The sequence below is a fragment of the Phenylobacterium sp. 58.2.17 genome (assembly GCF_026411515.1).
In the GTDB taxonomy this organism is placed as follows: Bacteria; Pseudomonadota; Alphaproteobacteria; order Caulobacterales; family Caulobacteraceae; genus Phenylobacterium.
Map to the genome: position 1 here is coordinate 1 of NZ_JAPMTQ010000047.1, position 17,606 is coordinate 17,606.

A 17,606-nucleotide genomic window follows, 5' to 3' on the forward strand; every position below is an offset into this window, starting at 1 on the left:
CCCCCCCCCCACAAAAGACAACCAAACCCCCCAAACCCACATCATGAGGCTAGTCTGGTGGGCTCGGAGATTTTTATAAGAGACAGGGCGAGCGCGGGGCCCGCGACCGCGCCCGTCCGATCGCGCCGCACGGCGAGGTCGCGGCCATGGAGCCGCTCGTCGCTACGCCGGCCGCGGACGAGACCGAGAGCGAAGCCCCCAAGCGCCGCAGCCGCGCCCGCGCCGAGGCGCCGGCCAAGGCCGAACCGAAGGCTGCCCCCAAGCCCGCTCCGCCCCCGCCGGTCGCGGCCGAACCGGCCCGCCGCGACCGTTCCCGCCGCGAACCGCGCGAGGACTCCGTCGTCGGCTTCGGGAACGATATCCCCGCCTTCCTGCTGCGCGCCCCGCCTCGCGCGACGACGACGGAATAGCTGAAAAACCTGCATTTTAACGGGTCGTTCGGCTCTCTCCGGTAGGCTTAACCTCGGGACATGGAAGCTGCCGCGAAAAACTCGCGGCGTCTTCGAGGATTTCGGGGAAGACAGTATGTCGGGCGACATCGAAACCAAGCTGCGGGGCCCGGGCGCATACGCCTTGGCCAGGCAGACCATGGACGCCATGGAGGCGCACAAGGTCTGGCCGACCGCGGTGAACTTCGAGCTCTGGACGCACTTCATCGCCGCGCCCGACAGCGCCCTGGGCCGGGAAATCGCCCGGATGCTCTCCACCGGCGAGGCGTTCACCGACACCGTCGCCGACGAACTGGCGGCCACCTACCTCCCGAAGGCCCGCCTCAACGACCAGATCCGCGACGCCGGCGACGCCCTCACCAAGGAACTCGACGCCGTCAGCCGCGCCATCGAGACCGCCCAGAAGTCCAGCGAGGCCTATGGCGAGACCCTGGCCGGCGCCTCCCGCTCCCTGACCGCCGCTGGCAACGCCGCCGACCTCCAGGCGACTGTCGAGACGCTGGTGGCCGCCACCAAGCTCGTGCAGCGCGAGAACAAGTCCCTCGAGCGCCGCCTCAGCGAATCCACCGACCAGGTCTCCAAGTTGCGCGAGCATCTTGAGCAGGTGCGGCGCGAGGCGACCACCGACGGCCTGACCAATCTCGCCAATCGCAAGGCCTTCGATGAGGAACTCGAGCGCGCCTGCGCCGACGCTGGGGACCAGGCCCAGAGCCTGACCCTGGCGGTCATCGACATCGACCACTTCAAGTCGTTCAACGACACGTGGGGTCACCAGACCGGCGACCAGGTCATCCGCTACGTCGCCAGCGTTATCGGCCGCGTCGGCGCCCCGCCCCGCTTCGCCGCCCGCTACGGCGGCGAAGAGTTCGCGCTGATTTTCCCGCGCGAGCGGGCCGATCTGGCCACTGTCGTCCTCGAGGAGATCCGCGAAGAGGTCTCCTCGCGGATGCTGAAGCGGCGCTCGACCAACGACGACCTCGGCGCGATCACCATCTCCATCGGCCTGGCCGAACTGCGCCCCGGCGAGAGCGCCCACGGGCTCATGGAGCGCGCCGACAGCGCCCTCTATGTCTCCAAGCGTTCCGGCCGCAACCGCGTGACCAGCGCCGAGGTCGTGGCCGCCGCGGCCTGAACCGCGGCGGGTGTTTTTCCCCTAGGCTGACGCGGCGACATTCCTTTTTAAGTTCCACAAGGACCTTGAGGGAGGACGCCATGGCCTATTCGAAGATCAAGACTTCGGTCGCGGACGGGATCGGCGTCATCACGCTTGCGGATCCCAGCACGCTGAACGCCGCCGGCCTCGACCTCATGGACGAACTGCAGCAGGCGTTCGGCGCCATGAAGGCGGACGCCACCGTCCGCTGCGTGGTGCTGACCGGCGAGGGCCGCGGCTTCTGCTCGGGCGCCAACCTCTCGGGACGTGGGCCTGCGGCCGAAACGCCCGATCCGGAGGGTCCCGACGCTGGCGCGTCGCTGGAGGCCGTCTACAACCCCTTCGTCACCTCGCTGCGCGAATATCCGGTTCCGATCGTGACCGCGGTCAACGGCGTGGCCGCCGGCGTCGGCTGTTCGCTGGCGCTGATGGGCGACATCATCGTCGCCGCCGAAAGCGCCGACTTCCTGCAGGCCTTCCGTCGCATCGGCCTGGTGCCGGACGGCGGCTCGACCTACCTGCTGCCGCGGCTGATCGGCAAGGCGCGGGCCATGGAGATGGCGCTGCTCGGCGACAAGGTCCCGGCCAAGACCGCGCTCGATTGGGGTTTGGTCAACCGCTGCGTCGCCGACGACCAGCTGATGGCGACGGCCATGGAGCTCGCCAAGGCGCTGGCCACCGGCCCCAAGGCGCTGGGCGCGATCCGCAAGCTGGTCTGGGAAAGCCTCGACGAGGAATGGGCCGCCCAGCTCCATGCCGAGCGTTTGGCCCAAAAGACGGCTGGCCGCACCGAGGACAGCCGCGAGGGCATCCTCGCCTTCCTCCAGAAGCGCCCGGCCGAATTTAAGGGGCGCTAAGCCGCGGCATCGCGGCGCCAGAAAGTCTCCGTCGCCGCGACCGCGACCAGCACCGAGGACGTCGCAACGCTCAGCAAGGCCGGCGTCAGAGCGCCCGCCGCCGGAACCAGGGCCGCCAGCGCCGCCAGGGCGACTACGTGGGCGCGCGGGATGCGCTGCGTGGTCACGCGCCGGAACAGCAGGTCGCCGGCGAGGTAAAGCGCCGGGCCGGCGAGCAGCACCGCGCCCGTCTTCAGGTCGACGTGACCGTTCGGATGCACCAGCGTCAGCTCGTCTCCGACCGCGCTGACGACGATTCCCGCCACCAGCGGCAGGTGAATATAGGTGTAGGCCAGACGGGCGATCTTCCCGGGATCGTCGGAGCTGGCGAAGGTTCTGCTCGCCCGTTCGGCCGCCGCGTCGAAATAGATCCACCACATCGCCACGCTGGCGGTGAAAGCGCTCCCGAACGCGATCAGCACGCCCGGATCCCTCGGCAGCTCGGCGAAGGTCGCCCCGGTCATCAGCAGGGTCTCGCCCAGGGCGATGATCACGAACAGGGCGCAACGCTCGGCCATATGCCCGCCCTCGACGTCCCAGTCGGCGGTCGTGGAGCGGCCGAGCCCCGGCGTCCAGAAGCCCAGCGAGGGCGAAGCGAACTCGATGGCTACCGCCAGGCCCCAGAGCGCCATCCGCTGCGGCCCCTCCGACAGGCCGCCGGCGATCCAGCAGGCGCCGGAAACCGCCAGCCAGGCGGTGATGCGCAGAAAATTCCGATAGTTCCTGGCGTTGTGCCGCCTTAGCGCCCAGGCCACGAACAGCGAGCGTCCCACCTGCATCAGTACGAAGGCGATCGCGAACGCCAGGCCCTTGTCCTCGAAGGCCTCGGGCAGCGACATCGACATCACCAGGCCGGCCAGCATCAGCGCCAGCAGCAGCAGACGCACAGCCGGGCGCTCCGGGTCGAGCCAGTTGGTGATCCAGCAGGTGTAGATCCACACCCACCAGACCGCCAGGAACAGCAGGGCGGCCTGAAGCGCCCCCAGCGGCGTCAGGTGGTGCAGCAGCCCATGCGACAGCTGCGTGATCGCGAAGACGAACACCAGGTCGAAGAACAGCTCGATATAGGTGACGCGGTGGTGGCCGTGCCCGTCCCGCACCCGCTGAAGGTCGCGCCTCGCGCCGATCATCGCCCACCTCGTTGCCAGCCCCGCCATCTAGGCAGGAGACATGCCGCAGCGCCATCGCTTGTCAGGCAAATCTTACGGTGTAAATGTAACTTCTATGCTCACCGTCCACCACCTGAACAACTCCCGCTCGCAACGCGTGCTCTGGCTGCTGGAGGAGTTGGGCGTTCCCTACGAGATCAAGCTCTACCAGCGGGACGCCGCGACCATGTTGGCGCCGCCCGAACTGCGCGCCGTCCATCCGCTGGGGAAGTCGCCGGTGGTCACCGAGGGCGACGTGACCGTGGCCGAGACCGGCGCCATCGTCGAATGGGTCATCGAGCGCTACGGCCAGGGCAGGCTGGCGCCGCCGCCAGGGTCGGCCGAACGCCTGCGCTGGACCTACTGGCTGCACTACTCTGAGGGCTCGGCCATGCCGCCGCTCTTGCTCAAGCTGGTGTTCGGCCGCTTGCCGAACAGCTCCCCCGCCCTGCTACGCCCCATCGCCAACGCCATCGCCGGCAGGGCCCAGTCGAGCTTCATCGACCCTAACTTGAAGGCGCACTTCGACTATTGGGAAGCCGAGCTCGGGAAATCGGAATGGTTCGCCGGCTCGGAGTTCACCGCTGCGGACGTGATGATGAGCTTTCCGGTCGAAGCCGCCGCTGATCGCGCCGGAGCCCTGAACGGTCGCCCCGGCCTCGCCGCCTTCCTGCAGAAGATCCATGCGCGCCCGGCCTATCGGCGCGCCCTGGAGCGCGGCGGGCCATACGCCTACGCCGACTAGGCGTCGGCGGCCTTGGCCGGTTCGATGGTGACGCTTTCGCCGCAGCCGCACGCGTCGGTCTCGTTCGGATTGCGGAACTGGAACTTGGACGACAGCTTGGTGGTCACATAGTCGATCTCGGTGCCCACCAGGAACAGCACCGCCTTGGGCTCGATCAGGATCGTGACGCCCTTGTCCTCGACCACCTCGTCCAACGGCCCGGCTTCCTCGGCGTATTCCAGGATGTATTCCTGGCCCGCACAGCCGCTGTTCTTCACCCCGACCCTTAGCCCGGCATAGGGCTTCTCGGCCTTGGCCATGATGGCGCGCACGCGCTCGGCGGCGGCCTCGGTCAGGGTGACCACCTTGGGCCGTGGACGGCGCGCTCGCGGCGCGGGTGTCAGGTTCAGATCGCTCATGCTCCCCTCCATATGGGGTCAGAACATGTTGAGTTGAAGCTTGGCCTCGTCGGACATCCGCGAACTGTCCCACGGCGGATCGAACACCAGCTCGACCGTGACGTTGCGGATGCCGGGGATCTCGCGCACCGCGTCCTGCACCCAGCCGGGCATGTCGCCGGCCACCGGGCATCCCGGCGCGGTCAGCGTCATGTCGATCGCCACGTCCTTATCGTCGGACACGTCGACCTTGTAGATCAGGCCCAACTCGTAGATGTCGACCGGGATCTCAGGGTCGAACACCGTCTTCAGCTTTTCGATCAGCTGATCGGTCAGGGCGTCCAGCTCCGCCTGCGAAAGCGGCGTGGTCGCGGTCGGCTCGATGGAGGCGGCGTCGTCCATGTTCAAACTCAAGCGAAGAAGGCCTGGGTGCGGGTCAGCGCGTCGACGAATGCGTCGGCCTCCCCTTCCGTATTATATAGGGCGAAGGAAGCTCTGGCGCTCGCGGTCAGGCCGAAACGCCGCATCAGCGGCTCGGCGCAGTGGGTGCCGGCGCGCACCGCCACCCCGTAGCGATCGAGTATCTGGGCCACGTCATGGGCGTGGGCGCCGTCGACGGTGAAGGCCATGATCGCCCCCTTGCCCGGCGCCTCGCCGATCACCCGCAGCCAGTTGTAGCCCTTCAGGCCGTCGATCACCCGCGCATAGAGCCGCGCCTCGTGCTCGGCGGCGGCCTTGCGGTCGATGGTGTTCAGCCACTCGATGGCCGCGCCCAGACCGATCGCCTCGATGATCGGCGGGGTGCCGGCCTCGAACCGGTGCGGCGGGTCGGCATAGGTGATCGCCTCCAGCCGCACTTCGCCGATCATCTCGCCGCCGCCCTGGTAGGGCGGCAGCGCGGCCAGCGCCTCGGACGTGCCGTACAGCACGCCGATCCCGGTCGGGCCGTAGAGCTTGTGGCTGGAGAACACGTAGTAGTCGACGTCCAGGGCCTTCACGTCGATGTCCAGGTGGACCACGCCCTGGCAGCCGTCGACCAGCACCTTGGCGCCGGCGCCGTGGGCCATGCGGGCGATCTCGGCCACCGGATTGACCGTGCCCAGCACGTTGGACATCTGGGTCAGCGCCACGACCTTGGTCCGCGCCGTCAAAAGGTCAGGGATCGCCGCCAGATCCAGCGTCCCGTCGTCCAGCACCGGCACGAACTTCAGCACTACGCCCTTGCGCTCGCGCAGGAAGTGCCAGGGGACGATATTGGCGTGGTGCTCCATCACCGTCAGCAGGATCTCGTCGCCCGGGGCGAGGCTTGCGCCCAGCCCGGCTGCGACCAGGTTGATCGCCTCGGTGCCGCCTTTGGTGAAGACGATCTCGTGCTCGCCGGCGTTTATGAACTTCGCCACCGACTTGCGCGCCGCCTCGTAGGCGTCGGTCGTCTCGTTGGCCAGGGTGTGCAGCCCGCGATGGACGTTGGCGTACGAGCCCTCCATCACCGCGGTCATCGCATCGATCACCGCCCGCGGCTTCTGGGCCGAGGCGGCGCTGTCCAGATAGACCAGCGGCTTGCCGTTGACCTGGCGGCTCAGGATCGGGAACTGCGCGCGCACCGCCTCGACGTCGAAGGCCATGCTCAGACCTCCAACCGCTGGGCGGCCCAGGCCTGCGCGGCCTCGCGCACGGCCTCGTGCTCGATGCGCTCGATCACCTCGCCGACGAACGCGGCGGTCAGCAGCGCGCGGGCCAGATCCTCGGGCATGCCCCGCTGTTCGGCGTAGAACAGCGCATCCTCGTCCAGCGCCCCGACCGTGTTGCCGTGCGCGCACTGCACGTCGTCGGCGAAGATCAGCAGCTCCGGCTTGGCGTCGATCTCGGCCTTGTCGGACAAGATCAGCGCATGATGGCCCATGCGCGCGTCGGTACGGTCCGCGCCCTCTGACACGACAATCCGACCCTGGAAGACGCCGCGCGACTGGTCCCGCACCACGCCCTTGGTCAGCTGGCTGGTGACGCCGTCGACGCCCAGGTGCTCGACCACGGTGGTCAGGTCGGCGTTGTGCTGGCCTTCGAGCAGATAGGCGCCGTCCAGGCGGACCTGCGCATGAGCGCCCGGATGGGCCACCCGCGTCTCGATCCGCTGGCGGCGCGCGCCGGTGGTCAGGACCGTCTGGGCATAGCTCGCCTCGGCCGCCAGTTCGACGGTCGCATCGACCACCGAGACGCCCTCGGCGTGGTCGGCCGCGAACACCACGCGCTCGACGCGTGCGCCCTTGGCCAGCCGCAGGTTGATGTTGGCGTTGGCGAGATACCCGCCGTTCGCGCCCTCATAGCTCTCGACCAGGGTCAGCACCGCGCCCTCGCCCACCGACACCCACAGCTCTGCGGTATGAGCCCCGGCCTCGGCGCTCGACAGGAAGCGGTAGGCGGCCAGCCGCGTCTCGCCAGCCGGCACATCCAGGTCGCTCGGCCCGCGGCCGTTGACCACTTCGACGAGGCTATCGACGCTCTGCGCCAGCGGGTGATCCCAGGCCCATGCCCGCCCCTCCGGCGAGGCGGCCGGCATCTGGCGGATCAGCCCGCGCAGGTCGGTCCAGCGCCAGTCCTCGTCGCGTCGCCCCGGCAGCAGGCCGGCGTCGCCCGCGCTGATGGCCTTGGTGACGCTCACGCGGCCCTCGCGTACTTGTCGTAGCCTTCGCGCTCCAGCTCGAGCGCCAGCTCCGGCCCGCCGGATTCCACGATCCGCCCGGCCGACAGCACATGCACACGGTCGGGTTTGATGTAGTCGAGCAGCCGCTGATAGTGGGTGATCACCAGCATGCCGCGCTCGGGCGAACGCATCGCGTTCACCCCGTCGGACACGATCTTCAGCGCGTCGATATCCAGGCCGGAATCGGTCTCGTCGAGGATCAGGAAGCGCGGCGAAAGCATCGCCATTTGAAAGATTTCCATGCGCTTCTTCTCACCGCCCGAGAAGCCGACGTTCAATGCGCGCTTGAGCATGTCGAAGTCGATCTTCAGCGACGCGGCGGTCGCCTTGGCCAGCTTCAGGAACTCCGGCGCGCTCACCTCCGGCTCGCCGCGCGCCTTGCGCTGGGCGTTCATCGCGGTGCGGATGAAGGTCAGGGCCGGCACGCCCGGGATCTCCAGCGGATACTGGAACGACAGGAACATCCCCTTGGCCGCGCGCTCGGCCGGGTCGAGGCTCAGCAGGTCCTCGCCGTTCAGCGTCGCGGTTCCGCCGGTGACCTCATAGCCGTCACGGCCGGTCAGCACATAGGACAGGGTCGACTTGCCGGCGCCGTTCGGCCCCATGATCGCGTGCACCTCGCCGGCCGGAACCTCCAGCGACAGGCCCTTCAGGATCTCGTTGCCGTCGACTTCGGCGCGCAGGTTGGAAATCGAAAGCATCAGTCGGTCTCGTCGGCCAGGAACTGGGCCATCACATCAAGGGCCTCGCCGGGGGTGTTCACAAACTGCTGTTTGCGCGGCGCGGCGGTGGAGGTCGTTGCGGTGCGCTTGTCGGCCGAGCGCACATTGATGCTCCCGGACTCGAAATAGGCGTCGATCAGGAAGTCGTCGTGATTGAGCGCGACCGTGTAGCGGCGCAGGCCCAGCGTCAGGCCCTTCTCGCGCAGGAAGTTCTCGTCCGCGGCCAGCGCATCATAGAGCTGCTGGGCCCGGGCTAGGTCCTCTTCCTGCTGCCTGCGCTCGGCCTCCTCGCGGGCATGGCGGGCCGCGTCGCGGCGGGCGTGCTCGGCTTCGAAGGCGCGGCGGAGGGACATGGAGCGGGTCTCTGAGTTGGCGAGGGTCATCCGACGGAGCCCTCCAGGGAGATGGCGACGAGCTTCTGGGCTTCCACGGCGAACTCCATGGGCAGCTCCTGCAGCACGTCCTTGACGAAGCCGTTGACCAGCAGCTGGACGGCCTCTTCCTGCGAAAGCCCCCGCTGCATGGCGTAGAACAGCTGGTCTTCCGACAGCTTGGTCGTCGTCGCCTCGTGCTCGAACACGCTGCTGCCGTTGCGCGCCTCGACATAAGGCACCGTGTGGGCCGCGCAGGTCTTGCCGATCAGCAGGCTGTCGCACTGGGTGAAGTTGCGCGCGCCCTTGGCCTTGGGGTGCGCCGAGACCAGGCCGCGGTAGGTGTTCGACGACTTCCCGGCGCTGATGCCCTTGGAGATGATCCGCGAGCGCGAATTGGCCCCCAGGTGGATCATCTTGGTGCCGGTGTCGGCCTGCTGGCGCCCGTTGGTGATGGCGATCGAATAGAACTCGCCGACGCTGCCCTCGCCGCGCAGCACGCAGGACGGATACTTCCAGGTGATCGCTGAACCGGTCTCGACCTGGGTCCAGGACACCTTCGAGCGGTCGCCGCGGCAATCGGCGCGCTTGGTGACGAAGTTGTAGATGCCGCCCTTGCCGGTCTCCGGATCGCCCGGATACCAGTTCTGCACGGTCGAGTACTTGATCTCGGCGTCATCCAGCACGACCAGCTCGACCACCGCGGCGTGCAACTGGTTCTCGTCGCGCATCGGCGCGGTGCAGCCTTCCAGGTACGAGACGTAGGCGCCCTTGTCGGCGATGATCAGCGTCCGCTCGAACTGGCCGGAATTCTCCGCATTGATGCGGAAATAGGTCGACAGCTCCATCGGGCAGCGCACGCCCGGCGGCACGTAGACGAAGCTGCCGTCCGAAAACACCGCCGAGTTCAGGCAGGCGTAGTAGTTGTCCGAGACCGGCACCACCGAGCTCAGGTACTTCTTGACCAGCTCAGGATGCTCGCGGATCGCCTCGCTCATCGAGCAGAAGATCACCCCGGCCTCGGCCAGTTCCTTCTTGAAGGTCGTCACCACCGAGACGCTGTCGAACACCGCATCGACAGCATAGCGCGGCGCGCCCTGCACCCCGGCCAGCACCTCCTGCTCGCGAAGCGGAATGCCCAGCTTGGCGTAGGTGGCCAGGATGTCGGGATCGACCTCGTCCAGGCTCTTGGGGCCGTCCTTGCCCTTGGGCGCGGCGTAGTAATAGGCGTCCTGGTAGTCAATCGGCGGGAAGTCGACCTTCGCCCAGGTCGGCTCATCCATCGCCAGCCAGCGCTCATAGGCGTCCAGCCGGTACTGCAGCATCCACTCCGGCTCGTCCTTCTTGGCCGAGATGAAGCGGACGATGTCGGGCGACAGCCCCTTGGGCGCGAACTCCTGTTCGACGTCGGTGACGAAGCCGTGCTTGTACTTCTCCAGGCTCTCGACGTGTTCGACGGTCTGCTTGACGGCGGCCATACTCTTACCTCCTCACGCCGCCGGCGCGCGGCGACGCGCGGCGTGACGGGACTGAACTTGCTCCCAGGCGGTGGCGAACGCCGCCCAGTCTTCTTGCGTGGTGGCCCAGCCGCCGGAAATGCGGATCGCGCATCCGGCCAACTCGGTCAGGCCCATGGCGGTCAGCACATGGCTGGCCTTCACCTTGCCCGACGAGCAGGCCGAACCGGCGCTGACCATGATCCCGGCCAGGTCCAGGGCCATCACCTGCAGCTCCGCGCCCCAGTCGGGGGTCGCCACGCACAGCGTGCCCGGCAGCCGCGGCGCGGCCTCGCCGATCACCACCGCACCGGCCGCCTTCAGGCGCTCGGCTGCGGCGTCGCGCCAGGCGGCGTCGATCTCGCGGTCGCGCATGGCGGCCAGCGCCGCCGCGCCGAAGCCGGCGATCCCGGCGACGTTCTCTGTACCTGCACGGCGCCCACGCTCCTGTCCGCCGCCATGCTGGCGACGTACCAGCGTCGCGCGCGGCCCGAAGGTCAGCGCGCCGACGCCTTGCGGCCCGCCCAGCTTGTGAGCCGACGCCACCAGGGTGTCGGCGCCCAGGGCGCGGCTGTCGGTAATGATCTTGCCGGCCGTCTGGATCGCGTCGACATGCAGCCAGCCTTCGGCGCTGCGGACGATTTCGGAGGCCTCGCGCACCGGCTGGATGACGCCGGTCTCGTTGTTGGCGTGCATCAGGGCGACGAACGGCCGCCCGTCGGCGGCGTCCCAGCGCACCAACCGCTCGGCCAGCCAGGCGAGGTCTGCGATCCCGTCGGCGTTCACCGGCAGATATTCCACTGCTGCGCCGCTGGCCTTAGCGCTCTCCAGCACGCTGTCATGTTCGATGGCGCTGACGATCAGCCGCTTCGATCCGGTCGCAACGGCGCTTTCGATGGCCAGGGCGTTGGCCTCGGTGCCGCCGGAGGTGAACACCACGGTCGACGCCGGGCCGCCGATCAGGGCGGCGACGGCGTTGCGGGCATCCTCGACGATCGCCCGAGCGGCGCGGCCACTTGCGTGCACGGACGATGGATTGCCGCCGACCGCGAACGCGCGCGCCACGGCCTCGGCGGCCTGCGGCCGCACCGGGGCGGTGGCGTTGTAATCGAGATAAACCCCGCTCATGCGGCCGCCTCGTGCGGTGCGAAGCGGCCGTTCACCAGGTCGGCCAGGGTCACCGAGGCCAGATAGCTGTGCAGGTGACGGCCCATGTCCTCCCAGAGGTCATGGGTGATGCAGCGTTCGCCCTTCAGCATGCAGCCCTTGCCCTGCACACCGCAGCGGGTGGCCCGCAGCGGCTCGTCGACGGCCAGGACGATGTCGGCGATGTTGGTCTCTTCGGCGCTCTTGGCCAGCCGGTAGCCGCCGCCGGGTCCGCGCAGGCTCTTGACCAGCCCGCGCCGGCGTAGGCGCGCGAACAGCTGCTCCAGGTAGGAGAGCGAAATCTGTTGCCGCGCAGCGATTTCGGCCAGGGTCACGGCGCGATCGCCTTCCGCCAACGCGGCCTGACGGCGCGCGAGGTCGGCCATAGCCATCACCGCATAACGTCCCTTGGTCGAAAGGCGCATACCGCTCCTTGCAGCTCTCAGCAGCCCGATTGCTTTTTTTCGAGCATTTGTCGGGTCCCATATGTTACAGGCCCCCGCTTGCACGGGGCTTGTCGCCGGAACCGGCCGACGGTCGCGACTTAGGAAGACCGAGCGCGTTAGTCAAGTATTCGGACGCCGCGCCTGACGAGAGGAATGGCATGCCAGAAGTGGTTCTGACCGGCGCGGCCGGGCGGATCGAGGGTCGATACACCCAGGGCAAGAGCCCGACGGCGCCGATCGCGCTGATCCTGCACCCGCACCCCAAGGCCGGCGGGCAGATGAACCACCCCGTGGCGGTGCAGCTCTTCCACCTGTTCATGAAGCGCGGCTTCTCGACCCTGCGGTTCAACTTCCGCGGCGTCGGCCGCAGCCAGGGCGAATTCGATTCGGGTATCGGCGAACTGGCCGACGCGGCCACCGCGCTCGACTGGCTGCAGTCGACCAACCCGGCCGCCTCGCAGTGCTGGGTCGCCGGCTACTCGTTCGGCGCCTGGATCGGCATGCAGCTGCTGATGCGCCGCCCGGAGACCGACGGCTTCATCAGCGTCTCGCCGCCGACCAACATGTACGACTTCAGCTTCCTGGCGCCCTGCCCGGCCTCGGGCCTGATCCTGCACGGCGGCGCCGACACGGTCGTCCCGCCGGTGGAAGTCGAGCGCGTGGTGTCCAAGCTGCGCACCCAGAAGGGCATCGTCATCGACCACGAGGTCGTCGACGGCGCCAGCCACTTCTGGGCCGAGCACCTGCCGGAAGTCGAAAAGCGCGTCGGCGCCTATCTCGACAAGCGCATCGAAGCCGATCCGATCTGAATCAATTGCTCCCCCTCTGGGGGAGCTGTCGACCTATAGGTCGACTGAGGGGGCCTGCGGCCTCGACGCAGCGCGGATCGTCGCGACCGCCGCGTCGAGGTCTTCGAGGATCAGCGACGCCCTCAATCGAAGCGTCCGTACGCCTCGCTGGGAAAGCCAATGATCCCGAAGTTCGTCACGCAGCGGCCGATCGCCCGTTCCGTGCCCTTGTCCATCGACTTCGACGCACAGCTTCAGCTCATCGCAATAGAAGTCGAGCACATATGGCCCGATCGGATGCTGCTTGCGGAAGTGTAGGCCGTTGACCTGACGGGCCTTGATAGCACGCCAAAGAAGGCCTTCAGGCAGCGAGAGTTCGCGACGGAGTCGCTGGGCAAGCTTCCGAGTTGTCTTCGGCGCCTCCAAGCCCCCTCCGTCACGTCTCGCTTCGCTCGCCGCGCCACCTCCCCCAGCGGGGGAGGAATTGCGCGCAGCAGCCTACTTCGCCGCCAGGTAATCCAGCGCCAGCAGCGCCTGCGCCCGCACGCCGGTCTCCATGGCCTTCTCGTCGACGTCGAAGAACGGCGAGTGGTTGCCGCCCTTCGGGTTGCCGACGCCCAGGTGATAGAAGAACCCTGGGATCTCCTTCTGGAAGTACGAGAAGTCCTCGGCCCCCATGATGTAGTCGATGTCGTCGGCGACCTTGCCTTGGGCCGCGCGCGTCAGCGTCGGCTTCATCTGCGCCGAGAGCGCACGGTTGTTGTCGGTCACAGGGTTCGGCTGGCCCCAGTCGATCTTGCCGCTCGCGCCATAGCGTTCGGTGATCGAGGCCACCGCCTTGTCGGCGCGGGCCATCACGTCGGTGCGCATGCCCGGATCGAAGGTCCGCAGCGTCCCGGTCATGGTCATGTCTTCGGGGATGATGTTGTAGCGCAGCCCGCCCTGCAGGGTGGCGATGGTCAGCACCGTCGGGGTCTTCGAAACGTTGATCTGGCGCGAGGTGATCTGGTTGAAGGCGGTGACGATGTCGGCGGTCATCGACGACATGTCGATGCCCTGCCACGGCATCGAGCCGTGCGCCTGCTTGCCCTTCAGGTGGATTTCAAAGCGGTCGGAAGCGGCCATCATCGGACCCGGACGCCAGACCAGCATGCCGACCGGTCCGGGGAAGGCGTGCAGGCCGAAGATCGCGTCGACCTTCGGGTTGGTCAGCACCCCTTCCTTGACCATCAGCGGCGCGCCGCCTTCCTCGCCCGGCGGCGGGCCTTCCTCGGCCGGCTGGAAGACAAAGACCACCGTGCCCTCGATCTGGTCCTTCATCCCGGCCAGGATCTCGGCCGTACCCATCAGGATCGCCACGTGGCTGTCGTGGCCGCAGGCGTGCATCACCGGCACCGTCTGGCCCAGATACTTGCCTGTCGCCTTCGAGGCGAACGGCAGGCCGGTCTGCTCGGCCACCGGCAGGGCGTCCATGTCGGCGCGCAGGGCGACGACCTTGCCGGGCTTGCCGCCCTTCAGGATGCCGACGACTCCGGTCTTGCCGACGCCTGTGCGCACTTCCAGCCCCAGCTTGCGCAGATGGTCGGCGACGATCTTGGCGGTCCGCACCTCGCTGTTGGACAGCTCCGGATGCTCGTGGAAGTCCCGCCGCCAGGCGATCACCTTCGGCTGCAGCGCCGCGGCCTGGGCAAACACCGCCGCGTCATAGGGCTTGGCCGCCGGCGCGTCCTGAGCCGCCGCGCTTCCCGTCATCGCCAACACCGCGGCGACACCCGCCAGCCAAACCCGTTTCGACATGTAGACTCCTAAACTCTAGCGGTTCGGGCGGGCGATGCGCCCGCCGGTCATCGGCGCCGCAACGCCGGTGGTTTTCGGAAACGAGATCGGCAGTCCGCGCGCCGTGCGGGCCGCCAGATAGGCGAAGGCCTCGGCCTCGATGGAATCGCCGCGCCAGCCGTGGTCCTCGGCGGTCGTGACCGGCACGGCCAACCGTTCGGCGAAGGCCGCCATCAGGGTCGGATTGCGCCGCCCGCCGCCGCAGACGATCAACTCGGTGGGCGTGCCGCCCATCACGTTGAAGCCCAGCTTCAGCGCCTCGGCGGTGAACGCCACCAGGGTCGCGGCCGCATCCTCCAGGCGCAGGGCCTCCAGCGTCTCCAGCGAGAAATCGTAGCGGTCCAGCGACTTGGGCGGCGGCGCCTGGAAGTACGGATGGGCCAGCAGCCCGCTCAGCACCACCTCGTCCGCCTGGCCGACGCTGGCGTACTTGCCGCCTTCGTCGAAGCGGCCAGCCCCGCGCGACTGCATCAGAAGGTCGATCATGCCGTTGCCTGGCCCGGTGTCGAAGGCGGCGATGTCCTCGCCCCCCGACCAGAAGGTGACGTTGGCCACCCCGCCGACGTTCAGCACTGCCAGCGGCGCGACCATCCCTGCGCTCCTCGCCCGCGCCAGGTGATAGATCGGCGCCAGCGGCGCGCCCTCTCCGCCCGCGGCGACGTCGGCCGTGCGGAAGTCGTAGGCCACCGGCACGCCGGCCGCGTCGGCCAGCCACTGGGCGTCGCCCAGCTGTACCGTGCGCCCGACCACGCCGTCCTGCGGCCGCTCGTGCAGCACGGTCTGGCCGTGCATGCCGATCAGGTCGATGTCGGACCAGGTAAGGCCGTTCTGGGCGAGGAACTCCTCGGCCGCCTCGAAGTGCTCGCGGGCCACCGCCTCGGCCGCCGGCGCGAACGATTCCGGCTCCGGCTCGCCGCGCTCCCAGGCCATCGCCGCGTGGGTCGCCTCCAGCACCGCCGCCCGGGTTTCCTCGCTCAGCTTGCGCTCGCCGGCCGGCCCGAAGGCGAAGATCGTTTCGCCGTCGGTCTCCAGGATCGCCATATCGCAGGCGTCCAGGGACGTGCCGGTCATGAAGCCCAGAACTCGCATGCCAGCTTGACTGCCACGGCCCGCGGGCCGTAGCTAGAGCCCATGATCATCCGCGCCCCCCTCGCCGGCCGCTATTACCGCCTGCCCTAAAGCAGGCGCGGAACGATCTCTTGCGCCACCTGTAACGGTCGGCGCCCGCACCCAAGGAAAAGACGGTCTCCGGCCCCACGCCGCCTAGGAGCCTGTCAGATGTCCCTCGAAATTGCAGACAATCGCGTGTTAGAGCGCGCCTCTGAATCCCCGACGCCAGAAGAACGCCCCATGTCCGACCAGCCGTTCAAGTCCGAGTTCCTGCGCACCATGCAGGAGCGCGGCTACATCCATCAGATCACCCACCCGGCCGAGCTCGACGAGGCGGCCGCCAAGGGTCCGATCACGGCCTACATCGGGTTCGACGCCACCGCCGCCTCGCTGCACGTCGGCCACATGATCCAGATCATGATGCTGCGCCGCCTGCAGCAGGCCGGCCACAAGCCGATCGTGCTGATGGGCGGGGGCACCACCAAGGTCGGCGACCCGACGGACAAGGACGGTCAGCGCCCGCTGCTCACCCACGAGCAGATCCAGGGCAACATCGCCACCATCAAGGGGACGTTCCAGCGCTTCCTGACCTTCGGCGACGGGCCGACCGACGCGATCATGGTCGACAACGATGAGTGGCTGTCCAAGTTCGGCTACGTCGAATTCCTGCGGAACTACGGGGTGCACTTCACGGTCAACCGGATGCTGGCCTTCGACAGCGTCAAGGCCCGGCTCGAACGCGAGCAGCCGATGACCTTCCTCGAGTTCAACTACATGCTGATGCAGTCGGTCGATTTCCTGGAGCTCGAACGCGCCCACGGCTGCCTGCTGCAGATGGGCGGCTCGGACCAGTGGGGCAACATCGTCAACGGGGTCGAGCTGATCCGTCGCGTCGACCACAAGCCCTCCTTCGGCCTGACCACGCCGCTGCTCTCGACCGCCTCGGGCCAGAAGATGGGCAAGACGGTCGGCGGCGCGGTCTGGCTCAACGCCGACATGCGCAGTCCGTACGACTACTGGCAGTTCTGGCGCAACACCGAGGACGCCGACGTCGGCCGCTTCATGCGCCTGTTCACCGACCTGCCGATGGACGAGATCGCCCGCTACGAGGCCATGCAGGGCGCCGACATCAACGAGGCCAAGAAGGTGCTCGCCGGGGAAGCCACGCGCATGCTGCACGGCGAGGACGCCGCCGCCGCCGCCGCCGAGGCGGCCCGCGTGGCCTTCGAGGTCGGCTCGGTGTCCGGCGACATGCCGACCCATGAGGTGCCCGCCGCCGACCTGGACGCCGGGATCATGCTGGCCGCCCTGGCCCACGACGCCGGCCTGGCCGGTTCGCGCGGCGAGGCGCGCCGCCTGGCCCAGGGCGGCGGCTTGCGGGTCAACGACCAGGCCGAGGCCGACGCCGGGCGCACGATCACCTCGGCCGACCTCGTCGACGGCGTGGTCAAGCTCGCCGCCGGCAAGAAGAAGATCGTCCTGGTGAAGCCGGTCTAGCCCGCCCTTCTCAATCGTCATGGCCGGGCTTGTCCCGGCCACCCATAAGCGCTGAATTCTGAGTTTAGCCTCGCCGGTTCGTGCGTACGGGTCACCGGGACAGGCCCGGTGATGACGAACGGGTTGGGCTCCGTGGAGAACCGCAATGTCCGCACTGACCGAAGGCGCGGCTGCGCCGAACTTCGAACTGCAAGGCGCGAGCGGGCCGGTGAAGCTGGCCGACTTCGCCGGCAAGCCGCTGGTCGTCTACTTCTATCCCAAGGACGACACCTCCGGCTGCACCAAGGAGGCCCAGGAGTTCACCGCCCTGGCCGCCGAGTTCGCCAAGGCCGGCGTCGCCCTGCTCGGCGTCTCCAAGGACAGCCTCGCCAGTCACGCGAAGTTTACAGCCAAATACGACCTGGCCGTTCCGCTCGCCTCCGATCCGGAGGGCGCGATGATCGAGGCCTACGGCTCCTGGGTTGAAAAGAACATGTATGGCCGCAAGTACATGGGCATCGAGCGCTCGACCTTCCTGATCGGGGCTGACGGCAAGCTGGCGCGGATCTGGCGCAAGGTCCGCGTCCCCGGCCACGCCGCCGAGGTGCTGAAAGCCGCGCAATCCCTTTGATTGTTAAGCTTGTCGGGGGGGGGGGCGGGGGCCCCCCCCCCCCCCCCCCCCCCCCCCCCCGCCCGCCCCCCCCCCCCCCCCCCCCCGGGTGTTTTTTTCTGGCCCGAACGATTTT

20 protein-coding genes are annotated in these 17,606 nt (G+C 68.3%); 7 read left to right on the forward strand and 13 right to left on the reverse strand.

Translation table 11 applies throughout. The annotated features are described in order from the left end of the window. The first annotated feature begins 146 nt into the window (after window positions 1–146). The 3 genes from OUA97_RS19970 (at window position 147) to OUA97_RS19980 (ending at window position 2,459) form a co-directional block, all read left to right on the forward strand. The gene (locus OUA97_RS19970; RefSeq protein ID WP_267233789.1) at window positions 147–410 is read left to right on the forward strand and encodes a hypothetical protein; all 264 of its coding nucleotides are present in this window, start codon (window positions 147–149) and stop codon (window positions 408–410) included. A gap of 115 nt (window positions 411–525) precedes the next feature. Beyond that, the gene (locus OUA97_RS19975; protein ID WP_267233790.1) at window positions 526–1,581 is read left to right on the forward strand and encodes a GGDEF domain-containing protein; all 1,056 of its coding nucleotides are present in this window, start codon (window positions 526–528) and stop codon (window positions 1,579–1,581) included. Window positions 1,582–1,661: 80 nt separating this feature from the next. After that, window positions 1,662–2,459 carry an enoyl-CoA hydratase/isomerase gene (locus OUA97_RS19980; protein WP_267233791.1) on the forward strand — a complete coding sequence of 266 codons (798 nt, stop codon included), beginning with the start codon at window positions 1,662–1,664 and terminating at the stop codon, window positions 2,457–2,459. Here OUA97_RS19980 and OUA97_RS19985 read toward each other — a convergent pair. Further along, the gene (locus OUA97_RS19985; protein ID WP_267233792.1) at window positions 2,456–3,628 is read right to left on the reverse strand and encodes a low temperature requirement protein A; all 1,173 of its coding nucleotides are present in this window, start codon (window positions 3,626–3,628) and stop codon (window positions 2,456–2,458) included. The genes OUA97_RS19980 and OUA97_RS19985 overlap by 4 nt on opposite strands. A 94-nt stretch (window positions 3,629–3,722) precedes the next feature. Between OUA97_RS19985 and OUA97_RS19990 the strand changes: the two genes are divergently transcribed. Continuing rightward, window positions 3,723–4,391 carry a glutathione S-transferase gene (locus OUA97_RS19990; protein WP_267233793.1) on the forward strand — a complete coding sequence of 223 codons (669 nt, stop codon included), beginning with the start codon at window positions 3,723–3,725 and terminating at the stop codon, window positions 4,389–4,391. Here the strand turns inward: OUA97_RS19990 and OUA97_RS19995 are convergent. The 9 genes from OUA97_RS19995 to OUA97_RS20035 are packed head-to-tail and all read right to left on the reverse strand — an operon-like array spanning window position 4,388 to window position 11,629. Further along, a complete protein-coding gene (locus OUA97_RS19995; protein WP_267233794.1) occupies window positions 4,388–4,789 on the reverse strand; it encodes a HesB/IscA family protein in 402 nt (133 codons plus the stop codon). The two genes, OUA97_RS19990 and OUA97_RS19995, sit on opposite strands and share 4 nt — an antisense overlap. 18 nt (window positions 4,790–4,807) lie before the next feature. Beyond that, a complete protein-coding gene (locus OUA97_RS20000) occupies window positions 4,808–5,170 on the reverse strand; it encodes an SUF system Fe-S cluster assembly protein (RefSeq protein ID WP_183770203.1) in 363 nt (120 codons plus the stop codon). A gap of 8 nt (window positions 5,171–5,178) precedes the next feature. Continuing rightward, the gene (locus tag OUA97_RS20005) at window positions 5,179–6,393 is read right to left on the reverse strand and encodes an aminotransferase class V-fold PLP-dependent enzyme (protein WP_267233795.1); all 1,215 of its coding nucleotides are present in this window, start codon (window positions 6,391–6,393) and stop codon (window positions 5,179–5,181) included. Window positions 6,394–6,395: 2 nt separating this feature from the next. Then, window positions 6,396–7,427: a Fe-S cluster assembly protein SufD gene (sufD, locus tag OUA97_RS20010; protein ID WP_267233796.1), complete on the reverse strand. Its 1,032-nt coding sequence runs from the start codon at window positions 7,425–7,427 to the stop codon at window positions 6,396–6,398. Beyond that, window positions 7,424–8,170, reverse strand: coding sequence for a Fe-S cluster assembly ATPase SufC (sufC, locus tag OUA97_RS20015; protein WP_267233797.1), 747 nt, complete (start codon window positions 8,168–8,170; stop codon window positions 7,424–7,426). The genes sufD and sufC overlap by 4 nt, the downstream gene beginning before the upstream one ends. After that, the gene (locus OUA97_RS20020) at window positions 8,170–8,544 is read right to left on the reverse strand and encodes a hypothetical protein (RefSeq protein ID WP_267233798.1); all 375 of its coding nucleotides are present in this window, start codon (window positions 8,542–8,544) and stop codon (window positions 8,170–8,172) included. The genes sufC and OUA97_RS20020 overlap by 1 nt, the downstream gene beginning before the upstream one ends. 26 nt (window positions 8,545–8,570) lie before the next feature. Continuing rightward, complete coding sequence (gene sufB / locus OUA97_RS20025; protein ID WP_267233799.1) at window positions 8,571–10,040, reverse strand: Fe-S cluster assembly protein SufB; 1,470 nt, start codon at window positions 10,038–10,040, stop codon at window positions 8,571–8,573. Between the two features lie 12 nt (window positions 10,041–10,052). Next, window positions 10,053–11,186 (reverse strand): cysteine desulfurase family protein, encoded by a 1,134-nt coding sequence (locus OUA97_RS20030; protein WP_267233800.1) that lies wholly within the window; start codon window positions 11,184–11,186, stop codon window positions 10,053–10,055. Next, window positions 11,183–11,629, reverse strand: coding sequence for an Rrf2 family transcriptional regulator (locus OUA97_RS20035; RefSeq protein ID WP_267233801.1), 447 nt, complete (start codon window positions 11,627–11,629; stop codon window positions 11,183–11,185). Before OUA97_RS20035 ends, OUA97_RS20030 begins: the two co-directional genes overlap by 4 nt. A gap of 179 nt (window positions 11,630–11,808) precedes the next feature. Between OUA97_RS20035 and OUA97_RS20040 the strand changes: the two genes are divergently transcribed. Next, entirely contained in the window at window positions 11,809–12,459 is a 651-nt protein-coding gene (locus OUA97_RS20040) for an alpha/beta hydrolase (protein WP_267233802.1), read from the forward strand. Window positions 12,460–12,492: 33 nt separating this feature from the next. Here the strand turns inward: OUA97_RS20040 and OUA97_RS20045 are convergent, their stop codons facing one another. From OUA97_RS20045 to OUA97_RS20055, 3 genes are all read right to left on the reverse strand, one after another. After that, entirely contained in the window at window positions 12,493–12,864 is a 372-nt protein-coding gene (locus OUA97_RS20045; RefSeq protein ID WP_267233803.1) for an endonuclease domain-containing protein, read from the reverse strand. A gap of 72 nt (window positions 12,865–12,936) precedes the next feature. After that, on the reverse strand, window positions 12,937–14,235 hold the full coding sequence (locus tag OUA97_RS20050) for an amidohydrolase (protein WP_323691034.1): 1,299 nt from the start codon (window positions 14,233–14,235) through the stop codon (window positions 12,937–12,939). Window positions 14,236–14,250: 15 nt separating this feature from the next. Beyond that, window positions 14,251–15,363 (reverse strand): anhydro-N-acetylmuramic acid kinase, encoded by a 1,113-nt coding sequence (locus OUA97_RS20055; RefSeq protein WP_267233804.1) that lies wholly within the window; start codon window positions 15,361–15,363, stop codon window positions 14,251–14,253. A 189-nt stretch (window positions 15,364–15,552) separates the two neighbouring features. Between OUA97_RS20055 and tyrS the strand changes: the two genes are divergently transcribed. After that, window positions 15,553–16,881 (forward strand): tyrosine--tRNA ligase, encoded by a 1,329-nt coding sequence (gene tyrS, locus OUA97_RS20060; RefSeq protein WP_416362447.1) that lies wholly within the window; start codon window positions 15,553–15,555, stop codon window positions 16,879–16,881. A 145-nt stretch (window positions 16,882–17,026) separates the two neighbouring features. Continuing rightward, the gene (locus OUA97_RS20065) at window positions 17,027–17,491 is read left to right on the forward strand and encodes a peroxiredoxin (RefSeq protein WP_267233806.1); all 465 of its coding nucleotides are present in this window, start codon (window positions 17,027–17,029) and stop codon (window positions 17,489–17,491) included. Window positions 17,492–17,606: the final 115 nt, after the last annotated feature.

Bases quoted from the DNA above. Each gene is read 5' to 3' on its own strand.
- OUA97_RS19970 (WP_267233789.1), top strand. From the start codon at position 147: ATGGAGCCGCTCGTCGCTACGCCGGCCGCGGACGAGACCGAGAGCGAA.
- OUA97_RS19975 (WP_267233790.1), top strand. From the start codon at position 526: ATGTCGGGCGACATCGAAACCAAGCTGCGGGGCCCGGGCGCATACGCC.
- OUA97_RS19980 (WP_267233791.1), top strand. From the start codon at position 1,662: ATGGCCTATTCGAAGATCAAGACTTCGGTCGCGGACGGGATCGGCGTC.
- OUA97_RS19985 (WP_267233792.1), bottom strand. From the start codon at position 3,628: ATGATCGGCGCGAGGCGCGACCTTCAGCGGGTGCGGGACGGGCACGGC.
- OUA97_RS19990 (WP_267233793.1), top strand. From the start codon at position 3,723: ATGCTCACCGTCCACCACCTGAACAACTCCCGCTCGCAACGCGTGCTC.
- OUA97_RS19995 (WP_267233794.1), bottom strand. From the start codon at position 4,789: ATGAGCGATCTGAACCTGACACCCGCGCCGCGAGCGCGCCGTCCACGG.
- OUA97_RS20000 (WP_183770203.1), bottom strand. From the start codon at position 5,170: ATGGACGACGCCGCCTCCATCGAGCCGACCGCGACCACGCCGCTTTCG.
- OUA97_RS20005 (WP_267233795.1), bottom strand. From the start codon at position 6,393: ATGGCCTTCGACGTCGAGGCGGTGCGCGCGCAGTTCCCGATCCTGAGC.
- sufC (WP_267233797.1), bottom strand. From the start codon at position 8,170: ATGCTTTCGATTTCCAACCTGCGCGCCGAAGTCGACGGCAACGAGATC.
- OUA97_RS20020 (WP_267233798.1), bottom strand. From the start codon at position 8,544: ATGTCCCTCCGCCGCGCCTTCGAAGCCGAGCACGCCCGCCGCGACGCG.
- sufB (WP_267233799.1), bottom strand. From the start codon at position 10,040: ATGGCCGCCGTCAAGCAGACCGTCGAACACGTCGAGAGCCTGGAGAAG.
- OUA97_RS20030 (WP_267233800.1), bottom strand. From the start codon at position 11,186: ATGAGCGGGGTTTATCTCGATTACAACGCCACCGCCCCGGTGCGGCCG.
- OUA97_RS20035 (WP_267233801.1), bottom strand. From the start codon at position 11,629: ATGCGCCTTTCGACCAAGGGACGTTATGCGGTGATGGCTATGGCCGAC.
- OUA97_RS20040 (WP_267233802.1), top strand. From the start codon at position 11,809: ATGCCAGAAGTGGTTCTGACCGGCGCGGCCGGGCGGATCGAGGGTCGA.
- OUA97_RS20050 (WP_323691034.1), bottom strand. From the start codon at position 14,235: ATGTCGAAACGGGTTTGGCTGGCGGGTGTCGCCGCGGTGTTGGCGATG.
- OUA97_RS20055 (WP_267233804.1), bottom strand. From the start codon at position 15,363: ATGCGAGTTCTGGGCTTCATGACCGGCACGTCCCTGGACGCCTGCGAT.
- tyrS (WP_416362447.1), top strand. From the start codon at position 15,553: ATGTCCCTCGAAATTGCAGACAATCGCGTGTTAGAGCGCGCCTCTGAA.
- OUA97_RS20065 (WP_267233806.1), top strand. From the start codon at position 17,027: ATGTCCGCACTGACCGAAGGCGCGGCTGCGCCGAACTTCGAACTGCAA.